15 protein-coding genes and 2 tRNA genes are annotated in these 16070 nt (G+C 42.6%); 13 read left to right on the top strand and 4 right to left on the bottom strand.

Going from position 1 to position 16070, the window contains the following annotated elements:
* Nucleotides 1–282: 282 nt before the first annotated feature.
* The 11 genes from HC965_RS26745 to HC965_RS26480 all read left to right on the top strand — a co-directional run bounded on the left by HC965_RS26745 (nucleotide 283) and on the right by HC965_RS26480 (nucleotide 9318).
* Complete coding sequence (locus tag HC965_RS26745; RefSeq protein WP_223855033.1) at nucleotides 283–723, top strand: hypothetical protein; 441 nt, start codon at nucleotides 283–285, stop codon at nucleotides 721–723.
* 160 nt (nucleotides 724–883) lie between these two features.
* The gene (locus HC965_RS26525) at nucleotides 884–1687 is read left to right on the top strand and encodes a MotA/TolQ/ExbB proton channel family protein (RefSeq protein WP_191034207.1); all 804 of its coding nucleotides are present in this window, start codon (nucleotides 884–886) and stop codon (nucleotides 1685–1687) included.
* 29 nt (nucleotides 1688–1716) lie between these two features.
* A complete protein-coding gene (locus HC965_RS26520; protein ID WP_191034206.1) occupies nucleotides 1717–2322 on the top strand; it encodes a biopolymer transporter ExbD in 606 nt (201 codons plus the stop codon).
* Nucleotides 2323–2337: 15 nt separating this feature from the next.
* Entirely contained in the window at nucleotides 2338–2991 is a 654-nt protein-coding gene (locus HC965_RS26515) for a biopolymer transporter ExbD (RefSeq protein WP_191034205.1), read from the top strand.
* Nucleotides 2992–3017: 26 nt separating this feature from the next.
* Nucleotides 3018–3833: an energy transducer TonB gene (locus HC965_RS26510; RefSeq protein ID WP_191034204.1), complete on the top strand. Its 816-nt coding sequence runs from the start codon at nucleotides 3018–3020 to the stop codon at nucleotides 3831–3833.
* A gap of 3 nt (nucleotides 3834–3836) precedes the next feature.
* On the top strand, nucleotides 3837–4784 hold the full coding sequence (locus tag HC965_RS26505) for a PstS family phosphate ABC transporter substrate-binding protein (RefSeq protein WP_191034203.1): 948 nt from the start codon (nucleotides 3837–3839) through the stop codon (nucleotides 4782–4784).
* Between the two features lie 21 nt (nucleotides 4785–4805).
* Complete coding sequence (locus HC965_RS26500) at nucleotides 4806–6272, top strand: tetratricopeptide repeat protein (RefSeq protein ID WP_191034202.1); 1467 nt, start codon at nucleotides 4806–4808, stop codon at nucleotides 6270–6272.
* Nucleotides 6273–6445: 173 nt separating this feature from the next.
* Complete coding sequence (locus HC965_RS26495; RefSeq protein ID WP_191034201.1) at nucleotides 6446–7291, top strand: ATP-binding cassette domain-containing protein; 846 nt, start codon at nucleotides 6446–6448, stop codon at nucleotides 7289–7291.
* A gap of 6 nt (nucleotides 7292–7297) precedes the next feature.
* Nucleotides 7298–8125: a hypothetical protein gene (locus tag HC965_RS26490; protein ID WP_191034200.1), complete on the top strand. Its 828-nt coding sequence runs from the start codon at nucleotides 7298–7300 to the stop codon at nucleotides 8123–8125.
* Nucleotides 8126–8135: 10 nt separating this feature from the next.
* The gene (locus HC965_RS26485; RefSeq protein WP_191034199.1) at nucleotides 8136–8504 is read left to right on the top strand and encodes a GntR family transcriptional regulator; all 369 of its coding nucleotides are present in this window, start codon (nucleotides 8136–8138) and stop codon (nucleotides 8502–8504) included.
* Nucleotides 8505–8517: 13 nt separating this feature from the next.
* A complete protein-coding gene (locus HC965_RS26480) occupies nucleotides 8518–9318 on the top strand; it encodes a hypothetical protein (protein WP_191034198.1) in 801 nt (266 codons plus the stop codon).
* 104 nt (nucleotides 9319–9422) lie between these two features.
* On the opposite strand, the gene HC965_RS26475 is transcribed toward HC965_RS26480, so the two are convergent.
* From HC965_RS26475 to HC965_RS26465, 3 genes are all read right to left on the bottom strand, one after another.
* The gene (locus HC965_RS26475) at nucleotides 9423–11060 is read right to left on the bottom strand and encodes an alpha-galactosidase (RefSeq protein WP_191034197.1); all 1638 of its coding nucleotides are present in this window, start codon (nucleotides 11058–11060) and stop codon (nucleotides 9423–9425) included.
* A 105-nt stretch (nucleotides 11061–11165) separates the two neighbouring features.
* Nucleotides 11166–11241 (bottom strand) — tRNA-Pro (locus HC965_RS26470).
* A 13-nt stretch (nucleotides 11242–11254) separates the two neighbouring features.
* Nucleotides 11255–11327: transfer RNA gene (locus tag HC965_RS26465), tRNA-Phe, on the bottom strand.
* 199 nt (nucleotides 11328–11526) lie between these two features.
* On the opposite strand from HC965_RS26465, the gene HC965_RS26460 reads away from it, so the two are divergent.
* Complete coding sequence (locus HC965_RS26460; RefSeq protein ID WP_191034196.1) at nucleotides 11527–12783, top strand: cell wall metabolism sensor histidine kinase WalK; 1257 nt, start codon at nucleotides 11527–11529, stop codon at nucleotides 12781–12783.
* 92 nt (nucleotides 12784–12875) lie between these two features.
* On the opposite strand, the gene gadC is transcribed toward HC965_RS26460, so the two are convergent.
* Complete coding sequence (gene gadC / locus HC965_RS26455; RefSeq protein WP_191034195.1) at nucleotides 12876–14585, bottom strand: putative glutamine/gamma-aminobutyrate antiporter GadC; 1710 nt, start codon at nucleotides 14583–14585, stop codon at nucleotides 12876–12878.
* 217 nt (nucleotides 14586–14802) lie between these two features.
* Here gadC and HC965_RS26450 point away from each other — a divergent pair, with 217 nt between their 5' ends.
* Entirely contained in the window at nucleotides 14803–15585 is a 783-nt protein-coding gene (locus HC965_RS26450; protein WP_191034194.1) for a potassium channel family protein, read from the top strand.
* The last annotated feature ends 485 nt before the right edge of the window (nucleotides 15586–16070 follow it).

The following is a 16070-nucleotide window of genomic DNA, read 5'->3' as shown; positions in this document are numbered from 1 at the left end:
TGTGAGAGGTCGGAAAATGAAAGTAGGAAGAAAACTACTTTTATTTTCCTCCTACTCGATTTATACATCTCATAGTTTGCTCTATGATACATCTTCTATGTCAGAAATAAACCTTTTTTAAGACATGAATTTACTTTCTTAAAGAACAAAACCCTTCATAGCTTGTTCTAATAGTAGAGTTAAACTTTATAGTTTAAATCATGTGAACAACGACGAACGAATGAATTTAATTACTACATTTGTCGCCGAATAGCGAAAGGACAATATAACAACTAAAATACAATGAAAGTTTATTCGAAATTCATATTATCTTTTATTCTGCTGATGCTATCTTTTAGCATGAGTGGAAATGCTATGAATTTCTCTTCTTGTATTTCTAATTGTGATTCTTCCTGTCAATTCTCCAAATCATCAGCTAACACCAATAACAGTTCCTCTGTGAACGGTCATTCTGTTGGATATGACAATTCCCAGTCTTTGTCCATTTCAGACGTAGAATTGGGCTTTAAATTAGTTTCAGAATCAAATTCCAATAATTATCGTCTGCGTAGAATCATTGAGATTAATGACTCTATGAAAGACGTCATGCAAAAGTTTTTCCTGTTAAGAGAAAACTCACTTGTATTAGATCAAAGTAAATCTTATTACTCGGATAAGGATCCACATTACTCCATTATCTCTAGCGATTACTATGTATTCGCTCTAAGACGTATCCTTATTTAGAGTTCCCACCCGTTTTTCTCGTATTAATTTACTTTTCGTACCCTGTATGAACTGTGCGTCTTTTTGTGCTCAAAAAGTCGCGGGGTCTGTAGCGCAGTGTGTCTAATCATTTGAAATTTTCTAAATAACTAAAATTAATATCTTAACAAAAAAACTTATTATGGAAACTACTAAGAAAACTCAAGTTGTAGGTATAAAAAATGCCGGTATCGTAATTATCTGCTGTTTTATTCTGGCAGTGTGTATTTATCATTTCATATTTGGAAATCCATCCAACTTTATGAACAATGATCCTAACAACCATCCGCTACCCGGAAGCTTTTTGGGTACTATTTACAAAGGTGGTATAATTGTGCCTGTTATCCAGACACTGTTGTTGACTGTAATTGCGTTGAGTATCGAACGTTTTTTTGCTCTCCGCTCTGCTTTCGGAAAAGGCTCTTTAGCTAAATTCGTTGCTAATATCAAAGCTGCCCTGGCTGCCGGCGATATTAAGAAAGCACAAGAAATTTGTGACAAGCAACAAGGTTCTGTAGCTAACGTTGTTACTTCTACTCTCCGCAAATATGACGAGATGGAAAAGAATACGTCTTTGGCTAAAGAACAAAAACTGCTGGCTATCCAAAAAGAGCTGGAAGAAGCTACCGCACTGGAAATGCCGATGATGCAACAGAATCTTCCGATTATCGCTACCATCACCACATTGGGTACATTGATGGGATTGCTCGGTACTGTAATCGGTATGATCCGTTCGTTTGCCGCTTTGTCTGCCGGTGGTGGTGCTGACTCTATGGCCTTGTCGCAAGGTATTTCCGAGGCTTTGATTAACACTGCCTTCGGTATCTTGACAGGTGCATTGGCTGTTATCTCTTACAACTACTACACTAACAAAATTGATAAACTGACTTACGGACTCGACGAAGTCGGATTCTCTATCGTGCAAACTTTTGCTGCTACTCATTAATTCTGCGAACTCTTTAAAATCTATTAATCATGGGTAGAGCGCAAATTAAAAAGAAAAGTACGTTCATAGATATGACTGCTATGAGTGACGTTACTGTGTTGCTTCTGACCTTCTTTATGTTGACTTCAACATTTGTGAAGAAAGAACCGGTGCAGGTGAACACTCCGGCTTCCGTATCGGAAATCAAAATCCCGGAGACAAACGTGCTCCAGATTTTGGTGGATCCAAGCGGAAAAATATTTATGAGCCTCGACAAGCAGCAGGATATGCAGGCTGCCTTGGAGAGCATGGGTGAAGAGTATGGCATTAAGTTTACTCCCGAACAGGAGAAGCGGTTTACATTGGCTTCTACTTTCGGAGTGCCTATCAGAAGTATGCAGAAATTCCTGGATCTTCCCGAAGACCAACGGGATAAGATTCTCAAAAACGAAGGAATTCCTTGCGATAGTACCGACAATCAGTTCAAGTCATGGGTGCGCAATGCACGTATCGCCAATGCTGACTTGCGTATTGCTATCAAAGCAGATGCTTCAACTCCATACTCAGTGATAAAGAACGTTATGAACTCACTTCAGGATTTGCGGGAGAATCGGTATAATCTGATTACTTCTCTCAAAGCGACATCTGAAGAATAAAAAGGAGGAAACAGAATGAGTGCTGAAGTACAAGAGAGCGGCGGAAAAAATGGAAAGAGCAAACAGAAAAAAATTGCCGTAAGGGTAGACTTCACCCCGATGGTGGATATGAATATGTTGCTGATTACTTTCTTTATGCTTTGTACCACCCTGAGCAAACCTCAGACGATGGAGATAAGCATGCCGAGCAACGACAAGAATATTACTGAACAACAGAAGAGTATGGTGAAGGCTTCGCAGGCAATTACATTGCTGCTGGGAGCGGATAACAAGCTCTATTACTACGAAGGGGAACCGAACTATAAGGATTACACTTCGTTGAAAGAGACAAGTTACACCCCGGATGGAATACGTTCCATACTTCTTCAGAAGAACGCGACTGCCGTGAACAAAGTGAGAGCTTTGAAACAGCAGAAGCTTGACCTCAAGATATCAGAGGAGGAATACCGGAAACAGGTTTCCGAAATTAAGAGCGGAAAAGATACGCCGACCGTGATTATCAAGGCGACGGATGATGCTTCTTACATGAATCTGATTGACGCACTGGACGAAATGCAGATATGTAATATAGGTAAGTATGTGATTACGGATATTGCTGAAGCGGACGAATTCTTGATTAAGAATTTTGATGCGAAGGGAGCGTTGTCACAGAATCTGGCCGATAAATGATGTAACACCTAAAAAAGAAAAGTAAAATGGCAAAAATAGATTTGACTTCTTCGGAATGGTGTCAACTGATTTTTGAAGGCAAGAATCAGGCGTATGGCGCTTATAAGATGCGCACCGATTCAACGAAACGGCACAATTGGGCCATGTTGGCTGTATTGGTTATCGCATCGGTAGGCTTTTCAGTTCCCACGCTGCTGAAGTTGGCAACTCCGAAACAGAAAGAAGTGATGACAGAGGTCACTACCCTGTCGAAACTGGAAGAGCCGGAAATCAAGCAGGAGGAGATGAAACGGGTAGAACCGGTAGCACCGCCCCCGCCTGCATTGAAGAGTTCTATTAAATTTACGGCTCCTGTCATCAAGAAGGATGAAGAGGTGCACGAGGATAATGAGATCAAGAGTCAGGAAGAGCTGACTTCCACAAAGATGGCTATCTCCATTGCCGACGTAAAGGGTAATGATGAAGCCAACGGAGCGGATATCGCTGACTTGAAGCAAGTGGTGACACAGGCTGCGCCGGAGCCGGAAAAGGTATTCGATATGGTGGAGCAGATGCCTGCTTTCCCGGGTGGACAACAGGAATTGATGTCTTATCTGGGCAAGAATATCAAATATCCGACTATCGCTCAGGAAAATGGAACGCAAGGGCGTGTCATTATACAGTTTGTGGTAGAGCGTGATGGTTCTATTTCGGATGTGCGCGTAGCCCGTGGCGTAGACCCTTATCTGGATAAGGAAGCTGTACGCGTGGTAAAGAGCATGCCGAAGTGGATTCCGGGTAAGCAGAATGGTAAAGCGGTGCGTGTGAAGTTCACCGTCCCGGTAATGTTTAGATTACAATAAAAGATGATGAAAAGACAATTTTGGCTGATAGGAATCGTTGTGCTGCTGGCATTAAGTGCTTGCCGCTCTAAATCGAAAGAGGGACAGACGGATACGTATTCGTCCGGCGTGATAGCTATCGCGGCGGATGCGAGTTTCGAGCCTATCATACAGGAAGAGATTGATGTATTCGAGAGCCTGTATCCTCTGGCCGGGATTGTCCCTCGCTACACGACGGAAGTGGAAGCGATTAATTTACTTCTGAAAGACAGTGTCCGGTTGGCTATCGCAACCCGGACGCTGACTGAAGAAGAGATGAATTCGTTTCACAGCCGTAAGTTCTACCCCCGCGAGATTAAGTTGGCTACAGATGCCCTGGCATTGATTGTGAACCGTGCGAATCCGGATTCTTTGTTGAGTGTACGCGATTTCAGCCGTATCCTGACGGGAGAAGCGAAGACCTGGAAACAGGTGAACTCCAATTCCGGACTGAAGGATATTCAGGTAGTATTTGATAATAAAAATTCGAGTACCGTACGCTTTGCAATGGATTCTGTATGTGGCGGGAAACCGCTGGCTACGGAGAATGTGAGTGCCTTGACGACCAATCAGCAGGTGATAGATTTTGTAGCGAAGAATCCCGCAGCGATAGGTGTGATCGGGGTGAACTGGCTGGGCAACCGCAGTGATACCACGAACCTTTCTTTCAAGGAAGAAATCAGAGTGATGGCAGTGAGTGCCGAGGATGTGGCAACTCCCGAAAACAGTTATAAACCTTATCAGGCTTATCTGTACTACGGCAACTATCCGTTGGCACGTCCGATTTATGCTATTCTGAATGATCCCCGAAACGGGCTGCCCTGGGGATTCACTTCTTTTATGACATCCGACAAGGGGCAGCGGATCATTTTAAAATCCGGACTTGTTCCGGCTACACAGCCGGTGCGTATTGTCCATGTGAAAGACGAATAATAACTAAAATTAGAGACTATCATGAAACGAGTACAAATGTTTTTAGCTGGAGCGTTTATAGCAGTTGGGTCGCTCTGCGCACAATCATCTGATGCCGAATGGCAGGCAGGCGTTGCGAAATTGAAGGAAACTATTCAGACGAATCCGGCACAGGCTGCCGAAGAAGCTGAACATCTGATAAAAGGAAAGAATAAAAAGAATGTGGAACTTTTGGTGGCTATCGGTGATGTGTATCTGAATGCCGGCAAACTTTCCGAAGCGCAGGAGTATGCTGCCCTTGCACGAAAAGCGGACGGCAAATTGCCTATGGCTTCTGTATTGGAGGGTGACATTGCCGTGAAACAGAAAAATGCGGGACTTGCTTCTCAAAAGTATGAGGAAGCGATTTACTTTGATCCGAAATGTACGGATGCTTATCTGAAGTATGCGGATATTTATAAGTCGGCAAGCGCGAGTCTTGCCATTGAAAAACTGGAACAATTGAAAGCCCTGGAACCGTCCAACACAGCCGTAGACAAAAAACTTGCCGAGATTTATTATTTGAAGAATGATTTTAGTAAAGCGGCGGATGCTTATTCGCGCTTTGCAATGGGCCCGACGGCCACCGAAGAAGATTTAGTGAAGTATGCGTTTGCCTTGTTCCTGAACCATGACTTTGCCAAGTCGCTTGAAGTGGCTAACATGGGTTTGCGGAAGAATCCCCGTCACGCTGCGTTCAACCGGTTGGCGATGTATAATTATACTGACCTGAAACGTTTTGACGAAGCGATAAAGGCTGCGGATATCTTCTTTAACGAATGTGACAAAGCCGATTATTCGTATTTGGACTATATGTATTACGGGCATCTGCTGGAAGACTTGAAGAAGTATGACGATGCAGTGGTGCAGTATGAAAAAGCGGTTGAAATGGATCCGACAAAGACGGATCTTTACAAAAACATCTCTGCTGCTTACGAGCAGAAGAATGATTATAAGAAAGCGATCGGTGCTTACCATAAATATTATTCATCTCTTGATAAAGAAAAACAGACTCCGGATTTACAATTCCAGTTTGGCAGACTTTATTATGGAGCGGGTACGCAACCTGATTCGTTAACAATCACTGTCGATGAGCGCAAACAGGCTTTGGCATCTGCCGACTCTGTTTTCCAGGCCATCGCAGTAGCAGCACCGGACAGCTATCTGGGTAATTTCTGGCGGGCACGTGCCAATTCGGCACTCGACCCCGAAACAACCCAGGGACTGGCGAAACCTTTCTATGAGGAAGTGGCTACTTTATTGGAAAGTAAAAACGATCCCCATTACAATGCTGCTTTGGTTGAATGTTACAGTTATCTTGGATACTATTATTTGTTAGCTATCGAAAACCCGGCAATGAAAGCCGAAGCGAAGGCGAACAAAGATACGTCCAGGGATTACTGGAGCAAAATTTTGGCTATAGACCCCACTAATGCTACTGCTAAAAGGGCATTGGATGGCATCAAATAGTGAATAATTTTAGTTGTTTGTCGTGACAGGAGAAGTGGAGAGTGATCTTAGCTTCTCCTTTTTTTTGCACTTTTTTTTGCTTTTCTATTGTTTTATTCAAAAGATTGCCTACTTTTGCAGTGTACTATTATACTAATACACTAGAATTGACTAATTCATTAAACAAAAGTACTATGATTGCAGTAGAAAATCTTTCATTTACTTATCGTAAATCGAAGCGGGCGGTGCTCCGCGACTTTTCTCTTTCATTCGAATCGGGCAGGGTATATGGACTGCTGGGAAAGAATGGGGCAGGAAAGTCTACTCTTCTTTATTTGATGTCCGGGTTGTTGATGCCTAAAAGTGGCAGAGTGATGTTCCACGACACGGATGTACGTCGCCGGTTACCGGTAACTTTGCAGGATATGTTCCTGGTTCCCGAGGAATTTGAATTGCCTTCGGTATCCTTGGTCAGCTATGTAGAGTTGAACAGCCCTTTCTATCCCCGTTTCAATAAGGAGGAGATGATTAAGTACCTTCATTGTTTCGAGATGGATATTGATATTGATCTCGGGGCGTTGTCTATGGGACAGAAGAAGAAGGTGTTCATGAGCTTCGCGCTTGCGACGAATACTTCACTGCTATTGATGGACGAGCCGACCAATGGGTTGGATATTCCCGGAAAGAGTCAGTTCCGCAAGTTTATCGCGTCGGGTATGTCGGACGGAAAAACAATCGTAATTTCTACGCATCAGGTTCGTGATATAGACAAGGTGCTCGATCATGTGTTGATTATGGATGAGAGTCGTGTGTTGCTCGATGAATCGACAAGTGCAATCTGTGATAAACTTTACTTTGTGGAGAGTGACGACCGCGAGTTGGCAAAGACTGCTCTTTTTGCTATTCCTACGATTCAAGGTAACCACCTGATACTTCCCAATGTGGAAAAGGAAGAGTCGGAGATTAACCTGGAACTTCTGTTTAATGCTACGCTGGCCGCTCCCGAAGAGATAGCCCGATTGTTTCACGCTCAAAAATAAAAGACGATGATAAAAGATACTTTTTTCAGTTTGCCTCGTTTTATGAATCTTTGCCGCAAAGAGATGGTGGAGAGTTGGAGATCGAATGTACTTCGTATCGTGTTGCTTTATGGAGTGATGACGGTGGCGATGGTTTGGAACGGATATTTTGAATACAGGGATGGCTATAGGAGTTCGGATGACCCGGCATGGACATTCCTTTTGGTTGCTTTTATATGGGGATTATGGGTATTCGGTTGTTTAAGCGCTTCGTTTACGATGGAAAAAATGAAAACAAAAACCAATCGTACTTCTACGTTAATGACTCCAGCAACCCCTTTCGAGAAATATTTCTCACGTTGGTTTGTGTTTACGGTGGTATTCCTGGTGGTTTTCCTGATTACTTATAAATTGGCGGATTATACACGGGTGATAGTTTATTCGTTGACTTATCCTGAAAAGGACTTTATTGCTCCTGTTGATTTGTCTCATTTGGTCGGTAAAGGAAAAGGTTATTATACATTGTGTAGAACCGGCTTGGAATTTGGAGCATTGATAGCAGGATATTTCTTTGTTCAATCCTTATTTATATTAGGTAGCACTATATGGCCCAAAAACTCATTCCTGAAAACATTTGCGTCGGGAACGATTATTATGATAGTGTATTTCTTGGTGGGTGCTCTCATGACTAAAATATTATTGAATAATAAATTGTATTATTCTTTTCCGAGACGTGAAATATCCGACGAGAATATGATGATATTATTAATTGTTGTCTGCACATTCTTTGCACTGTTTAACTGGATACTTGCGTATTTCCGTTTCAAGGAATCTGAAATTATTAACCGAATGTAATCCTTAGCTTATGAATTTTAAAGAAAGTAAAGCCATTTATCTACAAATTGCAGATAGAATCTGTGATGAGATATTGTTGGGACAGTATCCCGAGGAAGAACGTATCCCTTCTGTAAGGGAGTATGCTGCTATTGTAGAGGTGAATGCCAACACGGTGATGCGTTCTTTTGATTATCTACAGGTACAGAATATCATCTATAACAAACGTGGTATAGGTTATTTTGTTGCTTTGGGAGCAAAGGAGTTGATTCATTCTCTTCGCAAGGAGACTTTTTTGAAAGAAGAGTTGGACTATTTTTTCCGTCAACTGTACACGCTTGATATTTCGATGAAGGAAATAGAAGCAATGTATCGCGAGTTTATAAAAAAGCAGAAATAAAAAACGAATTATTATGAAACGTACTACTTATATATTAATAGGTCTTATCGTCTCCGGGTTGATTGTCATTATCGCATCTATTATTTTCATCTCTACAACCGGGAAACCATATCAGGAAAATGGTCTTTTCATAGGAGGAGATCAAATGGAAATGAATATGGATGGCATACATGTGGTGAAGATGCTTGTTGCCCAATCCGAAGATAGTAAAGAAAGGAGCATTTACATGAATGGAGACGTGAAGGTGACAAGTCCTTCTGCGGGTGAAGAAAGAAAGATTGTCTATCCGAAGAACGAATATCTGAAAGTTAGCCGGATGAATGACACGTTATTGGTGGAATTTGATTTTAATGAGCATAATATTCCGGAGAAATTCCGTAATAAGGATTTTGTAAATGCGGTTGGAATGGATGTACAAATATCTGTGGATTCATTAAACAGCCTTTTTATTGATACGCGTGGTTTAAAGCTGAATTTGAAAGAGGCAAAAATGGATTCTTTGTTTGTACACGTCATCCATCAGGAAGTATTGGTTGATTCTTGCCAATTCCGTTCTTTTAGTTTGGATGGAAAAGACTTGAGATTTAAGGCAAAGGATAGTAAAATTGAGAATTTCTATCTGAACCTGGATAGTACATGGGACTGGAAGGTTATAAATTCTGAAATAGGTACGGAGTATCTTAGAGGTAGTAAAAGCCATCGTAACTCTTTACAGATAGGAGAATGTAAACGAGTCGTATGGACTCCGTTGAATAAGGAAGCTCAATTACAGGTGACGCTTCGCGAAAATTCGGAAATAATAGTGAATCCGTAATAGAAACTAGACATAGCTAAAACAGAAAAGGAGCAATAATGAATCTATTTCATTTTGCTCCTTTTTATATGGGGTAGTTATTATATTACAGTGCTTTAGTCAGTTTACAGTGCTTTAGTTAGTGTAAAGCAATCAATATCAGGTGCCCAGTTATAGCTGTTACCCATACGAATGGTATTATACCCGGCTTTCAGTTCAACAGGAATGGAGATTTGATTGTGTTTATTATCCTCTCCCAATGAATCAATTTTGGTAATAATGCCATTGACATCTACTTCTAGTTGGCGTCCTTTACCGAATGAATAGTAAACAGTCATGTTATAGCGTCCGCCGTCTCCACTGTACACTTCACGCCATTCGGCATAGTTTTCCGGTTGTCCGCCGAGGAATCCCACTTTCATTTTGCCGGATGCTTCCTTGTCGTTAGCATAAATAATGCCTTTAGGATTCTTACCCAAGTCGTTGAAAAGAGGTAAGTATGCCCATTCTGCTTCATACAGAGTCGGTTCCAGACGTGTTTCACCTTCCATGCGGAGGAACATGGCGCTGCGGGCAGGCAGAGTTTGTTCAAAGTTGCCGGAGAAGCTACCGAGATCATCATGCTTTACCAAGTCACGTACTTTCACATTTCCGTCAAATTCCAAAGAAGAGAATGGAACGGAGAAAGTGCATACTGTATCGGAAGGATTGTATAATGCCACTGCACGTACATTACCGCGTTTCTGCTCGATGTCTTTCACCAGTACGTATCCATCGTTTTCATGCTGGGCTACATAGGCCTGCAATCCCAACGGATCCTGATTGAGTGCGATTAATTCTTTGTTTGTCAGCAATTCGAGAGAAGATTCCGGCAGGCTTTCCAGGTTACAGCCAATAAGCAAGGGAGAACTCATGATACACCACAACCCGAAATGGGCTTCTTCCTCAGTCGGGGTAAGTCCTTTTCCGCCTACTTTGCTGTTGTCACGGAATCCGATAACCATCATATCCATATCATTGTAATGTCCGTTTCCGGCATAGGCAGACAGGTAGAGATTTTTTCCAACTACATATTTCAAGGAACCCCAATGTGCATTAATATCTCCGCTGATACGCCAGGAAGTGGCAACGTCTTTCGCCCAGATGCCGGGGAAAGCCCATCGGCAGATATTCACGGAGACGTCTTTGTTCACTTTGTCTATGCTGTTGCGGATAGAGGTGTAGCGTTCTTTTTCATTCAGTCCTAGCACGTCTCCACCGCAATAATCTATTTTGATAAAGTCGAATCCCCAGTCTCCGAAGTATAACTGTGCATCCTGCGGTTCGTGACCATAAATGCCCGCGCCTACTCCTGCCGCGTCATTATCCCAAATGGAACCGCAGGTGTTGTTACCTGCATCCGTATAGATACCGGCTTTCATGCCCAGGCTGTGAATGTGGTCTGCCACCGGTTTCATACCATTCGGGAAACGTGTCTCATGTGTATGCATGACACCGTTATCATCTCTTTTCCCGAAGTAGCCGTCGTCTACATTAATATATTGATACCCTGCATCTTTCAGACCTTTCTTCACCATAAGGTCGGCTTGATGTTTAATAATATCTTCGCTGATGTCAACCCGGAATACATTCCATGAACTCCATCCCATGATAGGGGGATTGAACGTTTGCTCCTTGTCCGAAAGAGTGGTTTGAGTCTTTGTGCAACTGGCGCACAACAGAGTAGCGACTGCTACTGAAAGAAGGTAGAATTTGTTCTTCATGATATAATAGGTTAGTGTTCTTTTGTATTGTCGTCCCGGTTTCGTCCCGGATACTTGAAAAATACAAAGGGTAACTTACTGAATTACAGAAAGCTACCCTTTGTTTGGTCGGAATGAGGTGACTCGAACACCCGACCCCTACGTCCCGAACGTAGTGCGCTACCAACTGCGCCACATTCCGATTGCTTGAGAAGTGGTGCCACCAGGAATCGAACCGGGGACACAAGGATTTTCAGTCCTTTGCTCTACCAACTGAGCTATGGCACCTTTCTCGTTTGCGGGTGCAAAGATAAGTATATTTTTTAATACCACAATAACTTTGAAAGAAATTTTCGACAATTTCTAGTGTCGGAAAAGATAGGTGCTTTTTTTAGTAAAGAAATATATAGATAAATAATATTTTTCAGCCGATATTTCATAAATTTACGCGATAAAACATTCAAGCAACATAAAACACTCTATTACTATGGTAGCATTGGCAGTAATTATTATATCTATTTTATTAATTCTCCTCATTTATACACAGTTTAAATGCCGTTCGCTTCAGAATGTGGTATATCCCAAAGAGACAAAACCGGATAAGTCTAAAGACCCAAACTTGATTTTGCAGAATATCAATGCGTACTTTCTATTAATTGACAGGGATTTTATTGTCCGTGATACCAATTATTATTCATTGAACGGTCTTCCGGTTCCTGTAGACGGAACAATCCAAAGGGTAGGAGACTTGCTGCATTGCCGGAATGCGGCTGCGGCGGGAGAGTGCGGCAAGCACGAACAATGCAAACTTTGTTGTGTCCGTACATCTATTACTAAGGCATTTCGTGACAAAGCGAATTTTAAGAAACTGGCGGCTTCTATGAAGTTGTTAAGTGAAGATGAAAAAAGAGTGATTCCTTGTGATGTATCGGTTTCGGGAGTTAATTTGAATGTTGATGGGGAGGACTTTATGGTATTGACCGTTTATGATGTGACGGAACTGAGGAATGTGCAACGATTGTTGGCAATTGAAAAGGAACATTCTATCTCTGCCGATAAGTTGAAATCTGCCTTTATAGCTAATATGAGCCATGAAGTGCGTACACCGCTGAATGCGATTGTCGGGTTTTCTGGTTTGATGGTGTCGGCTTCCAGTGAAGAAGAAAGGAAGATGTATGCCGATATTATCACAGAGAATAATGAACGTTTGCTACGCCTTGTCAACGATATTTTCGACCTTTCGCAAATCGAGGCAGGGGTGGTGGAATTTCAATATTCGGAATTTGACGTGAATGATTTGTTGCGGGAACTGGAAGGAATCTTCAGAATGAGAATGAACGGGCAGTCTCCGGTAGAATTAGTTTGCGAAGCACAGTTGCAGCCGATTATGATGTATTCGGAACAGCAACGTATTATTCAGGTATTGACAAATCTGCTGCATAACGCGATGAAATTTACAGAATCGGGGGAAATTCGTTTTGGCTGCCGTATGGAAGGGGCGGAGAAAGTGTATTTCTTTGTGTCCGATACAGGTATCGGCATACCGAAAGAGGAGCAGGACAAGATATTCTCCCGTTTCATTAAATTAGACCGGGAAGTGCAGGGGACAGGGCTTGGACTGACGCTTTCGCAAACCATTATCAAACATTTGGGCGGAGATCTCGGACTGGAATCGGAAGTAAATAAAGGTTCTACTTTCTTTTTTACACTGCCGTTGGTCATACAACAGGAAATGATAAGATAAAATTCTCCGTTGAATATAAATAATCCCGCTTCAGCTATTCGAAAAGCTGGAGCGGGATTACTTTTTTCATAAGCAGGATGTACGCTTAGTCTTTACGACTTAGGTGCATCCTTATCCGTGTCTCCGGTTTCCGGGGACGCATTGCCTGAAGCGGAACTTCCACTCGAAGCGGCAGAATTGCCTGAAGGAGCGGCGCTTGAAGCGGTTGCATTGGAAGCGGTTGCGCCAGGAGTGGTTGCGCTTGAAGCAGTGGTGCTTCCTGTACTTGTGCTTGTAGTAGTTGCGGAAGCAGGACGGGCTGCACTTGCAGTTGTGCTGTCGGCGGCTACGTTAGCAGTAGCAACTTGTGGCTGAACTTCCCAGTGGAACGGTTCGAAATTAGAGTTAGGATCTACCCAAGACGGTTTCTTGGCAGCGTAGATGATGAACGGAGCAACAACAACGATGATGGCACCGATAATCAGTACGGAGAACCAAACGGTATTGCTACCTGTAGAAATCTGGCTGGGAGGGATGAAGCTGAGGATAAAGGCAAGCAATGATCCGCAGAATCCGAGTCCGCCGATGAACCACATCAGACCGTTACCGGACTTACCGATACGGAACGGACGGTTCAGTTTTTTCATCTTATAACGCAGTGCGATAGCTCCGGAGAACATCAACAGGTACATGATAAGGTAAAGAATAACTGTCAACTGTGACAGAATCTGATAGAAACTCTGTACGGAAGGCATAACTACGAACAACAAACTTAATACGGTAACAGCGATACCCTGTACGAACAAGATATTCTTCTGTACACCCAGTTTGTTTGTTTTCTGGAAGAACGGAGGCATGTAACCGGCTTTACCTACGGCAAAGATACCTTTTGACGGACCGGCAACCCATGTCAATACACCTGCCAATACACCGAATGCAAGGGCGATGGCGATAATTGGTGACAACCAGGAAGCATGGATATACTTGAAGTAGTTGTCAAAACCAACGAGTAAGCTCTGAGTCAAACTGATATCGTTTGCGGGGATGATAACACCGAGTGCGAAAGTACCGAGAACGAAGATAAGAACGGTGATAAGTGCACCGATAAATACGGCTTTCGGGTAGTTTTTGGATGGGTTTTCTACGTCTTTCACGTGGATACCGCCCATTTCCATACCGGCATAAAACAAGAAGATACTAGCGGCGAGAACGACATTATCAAAGTTGGTAAAGTCAGGGAAGAAGCTGCTGTTGAAATCCATGTTGGAATGTCCGCCGGTTGCCAGGTAGATGATACCCAGGATAATCAACAGGGCAGCCGGGATAATTGTACCGACCATACCACCGATTTTGGCTACTTTACCAACCCAGCTCATACCTTTCAGAGAAATGAAAGTGGCGAGCCAGTAGATGACAAGTACCACGACAAGCGTGTAATACTTGTTGTTTGCCAGTGACATGTCATGTACGTCGTTCATTCCGATGAAGGCGATAGATACGGCACCGAATGTTAATACTGTCGGGTACCAGATGGTACTTTCAATCCATTGCACCCAGATGGCGAGGAATCCCAGCTTCTTACCGTAGGCTTCGCCTACCCACCGGAACACACCACCTTGCTTGTCCTGGAACATAGCCGCCAGCTCTGCTGCAACGAGCGATGTAGGGATCAGGAAGACGATAGCTGCAAAAAGATAGTAAAAGGCCGAACTCATTCCGTAGACGGCCTCGGCCGGTAGTCCACGCAATGATACTACTGCCGTAACGTTCATGATAGCGAGGGTAAACACACCCAGCTTCACTGCATTTTTAATATTTGCCATAAGTTAAGGTTTTAAGTGAAAAATATTTTAAAGTCAGTGATATAACAACATTTTGCGTGAGATGTTCCCGCAATCTCTTTCAAAGTTCGTTAATTAACATCGCTAAATTGATATATTTTAACCCTCAAACTGCCTGCTCCGAAACAATCGCTTTCTCCGATTGTTTCTTAGCATTATAAATTAATTTAAGAATCATTTTATTATAAACTAAGTAGTTATGAAATCAGCGCTTTCAGATTTTGTCTTGGGGAAAAAGGGAATCTATGGCATCCTCCACATTATTATATTAGTGATGTCACTTTTCCTGGTAATTAGTATTTCGGTAGATACTTTTAAGGGAATTCCTTTTTATACGCAGTCGTCCTACATGAAAACCCAGTTGTGGATTTGCATTTGGTTTCTGTTTGATTTCGTGCTGGAATTCTTTTTGTCGAAGCACAAAGGACGCTATCTGCGAACACATTTCATCTTTTTGCTGGTGGCTATCCCCTATCAGAACATTATTGCTTATTACGGGTGGACATTCTCGCCGGAAGTCACTTATCTGCTCCGGTTCATTCCTTTGTTGAGGGGCGGGTATGCGCTTGCCATCGTAGTAGGGTGGCTGACGTACAACCGTGCTTCGAGCTTGTTCGTTTCTTATCTGACTATGTTGCTGGCAACGGTTTATTTTTCCAGTCTTGCATTTTTCGTTCTCGAACATAAGGTGAACCCGTTGGTTCATGGTTATGGAGACGCTTTGTGGTGGGCGTTCATGGATGTTACTACCGTCGGGTCGAATATCATAGCGCAAACGGTGACGGGGCGGGTGCTTTCCGTATTGTTGGCTGCTTTGGGAATGATGATGTTCCCTATTTTTACAGTCTATATAACGAACCTGATTCAGCAATCCAATAAACGGAAAAAACAATATTACGAAGCGGAAGAACAGCAGAAAAAGGTTGCTGCGCAGAAACAAGCCGCAGCGGAAAAACCTGTAACGCAAAGCACTCAAGGATAATATAACAAGAAATAAAAGTAGCTTCATCATCTTTGCTTATGCGGGATGATGAAGCTATTCTTGTATATAAGGGATTGTAAATCAGTAGTCAATTATTATTTTTAATAGTCTTGTGACTATTCTTTATAAACGCAGGAGAATATGTGGCAGGAAGGATATATAACTTTCTACCTTTGCGGGAAAGACACACAGACGCCGATTTTATAATAACACTATTACTGAGTCGATTTTCCGCTTATCCGAGTGAATAATAATGATGCTGACATCATCTCTCTTTCGATAAAATAAGCATATAGGGAAAGGTTTAATTTACATATTTGACAATAAACTCTGTTTATATCTGACAATGACACTTGGTATGAAGTCTTAACTGGATAAGGGGAATAAAGAAAAAGGTTACTATCGCGAGATAGTAACCTTTACGTGTATGCTCGGCATGAGTATTATCTAACGGGTGCAAGTCCCTCGTGAGCCCTAATAGCGGG

The organism is Bacteroides sp. GM023, assembly GCF_014750685.1.
In the GTDB taxonomy this organism is placed as follows: Bacteria; Bacteroidota; Bacteroidia; order Bacteroidales; family Bacteroidaceae; genus Bacteroides.
The sequence above is the reverse complement of the archived record's forward strand: the minus strand, read 5'-3'. Positions and strand labels throughout refer to the sequence as shown.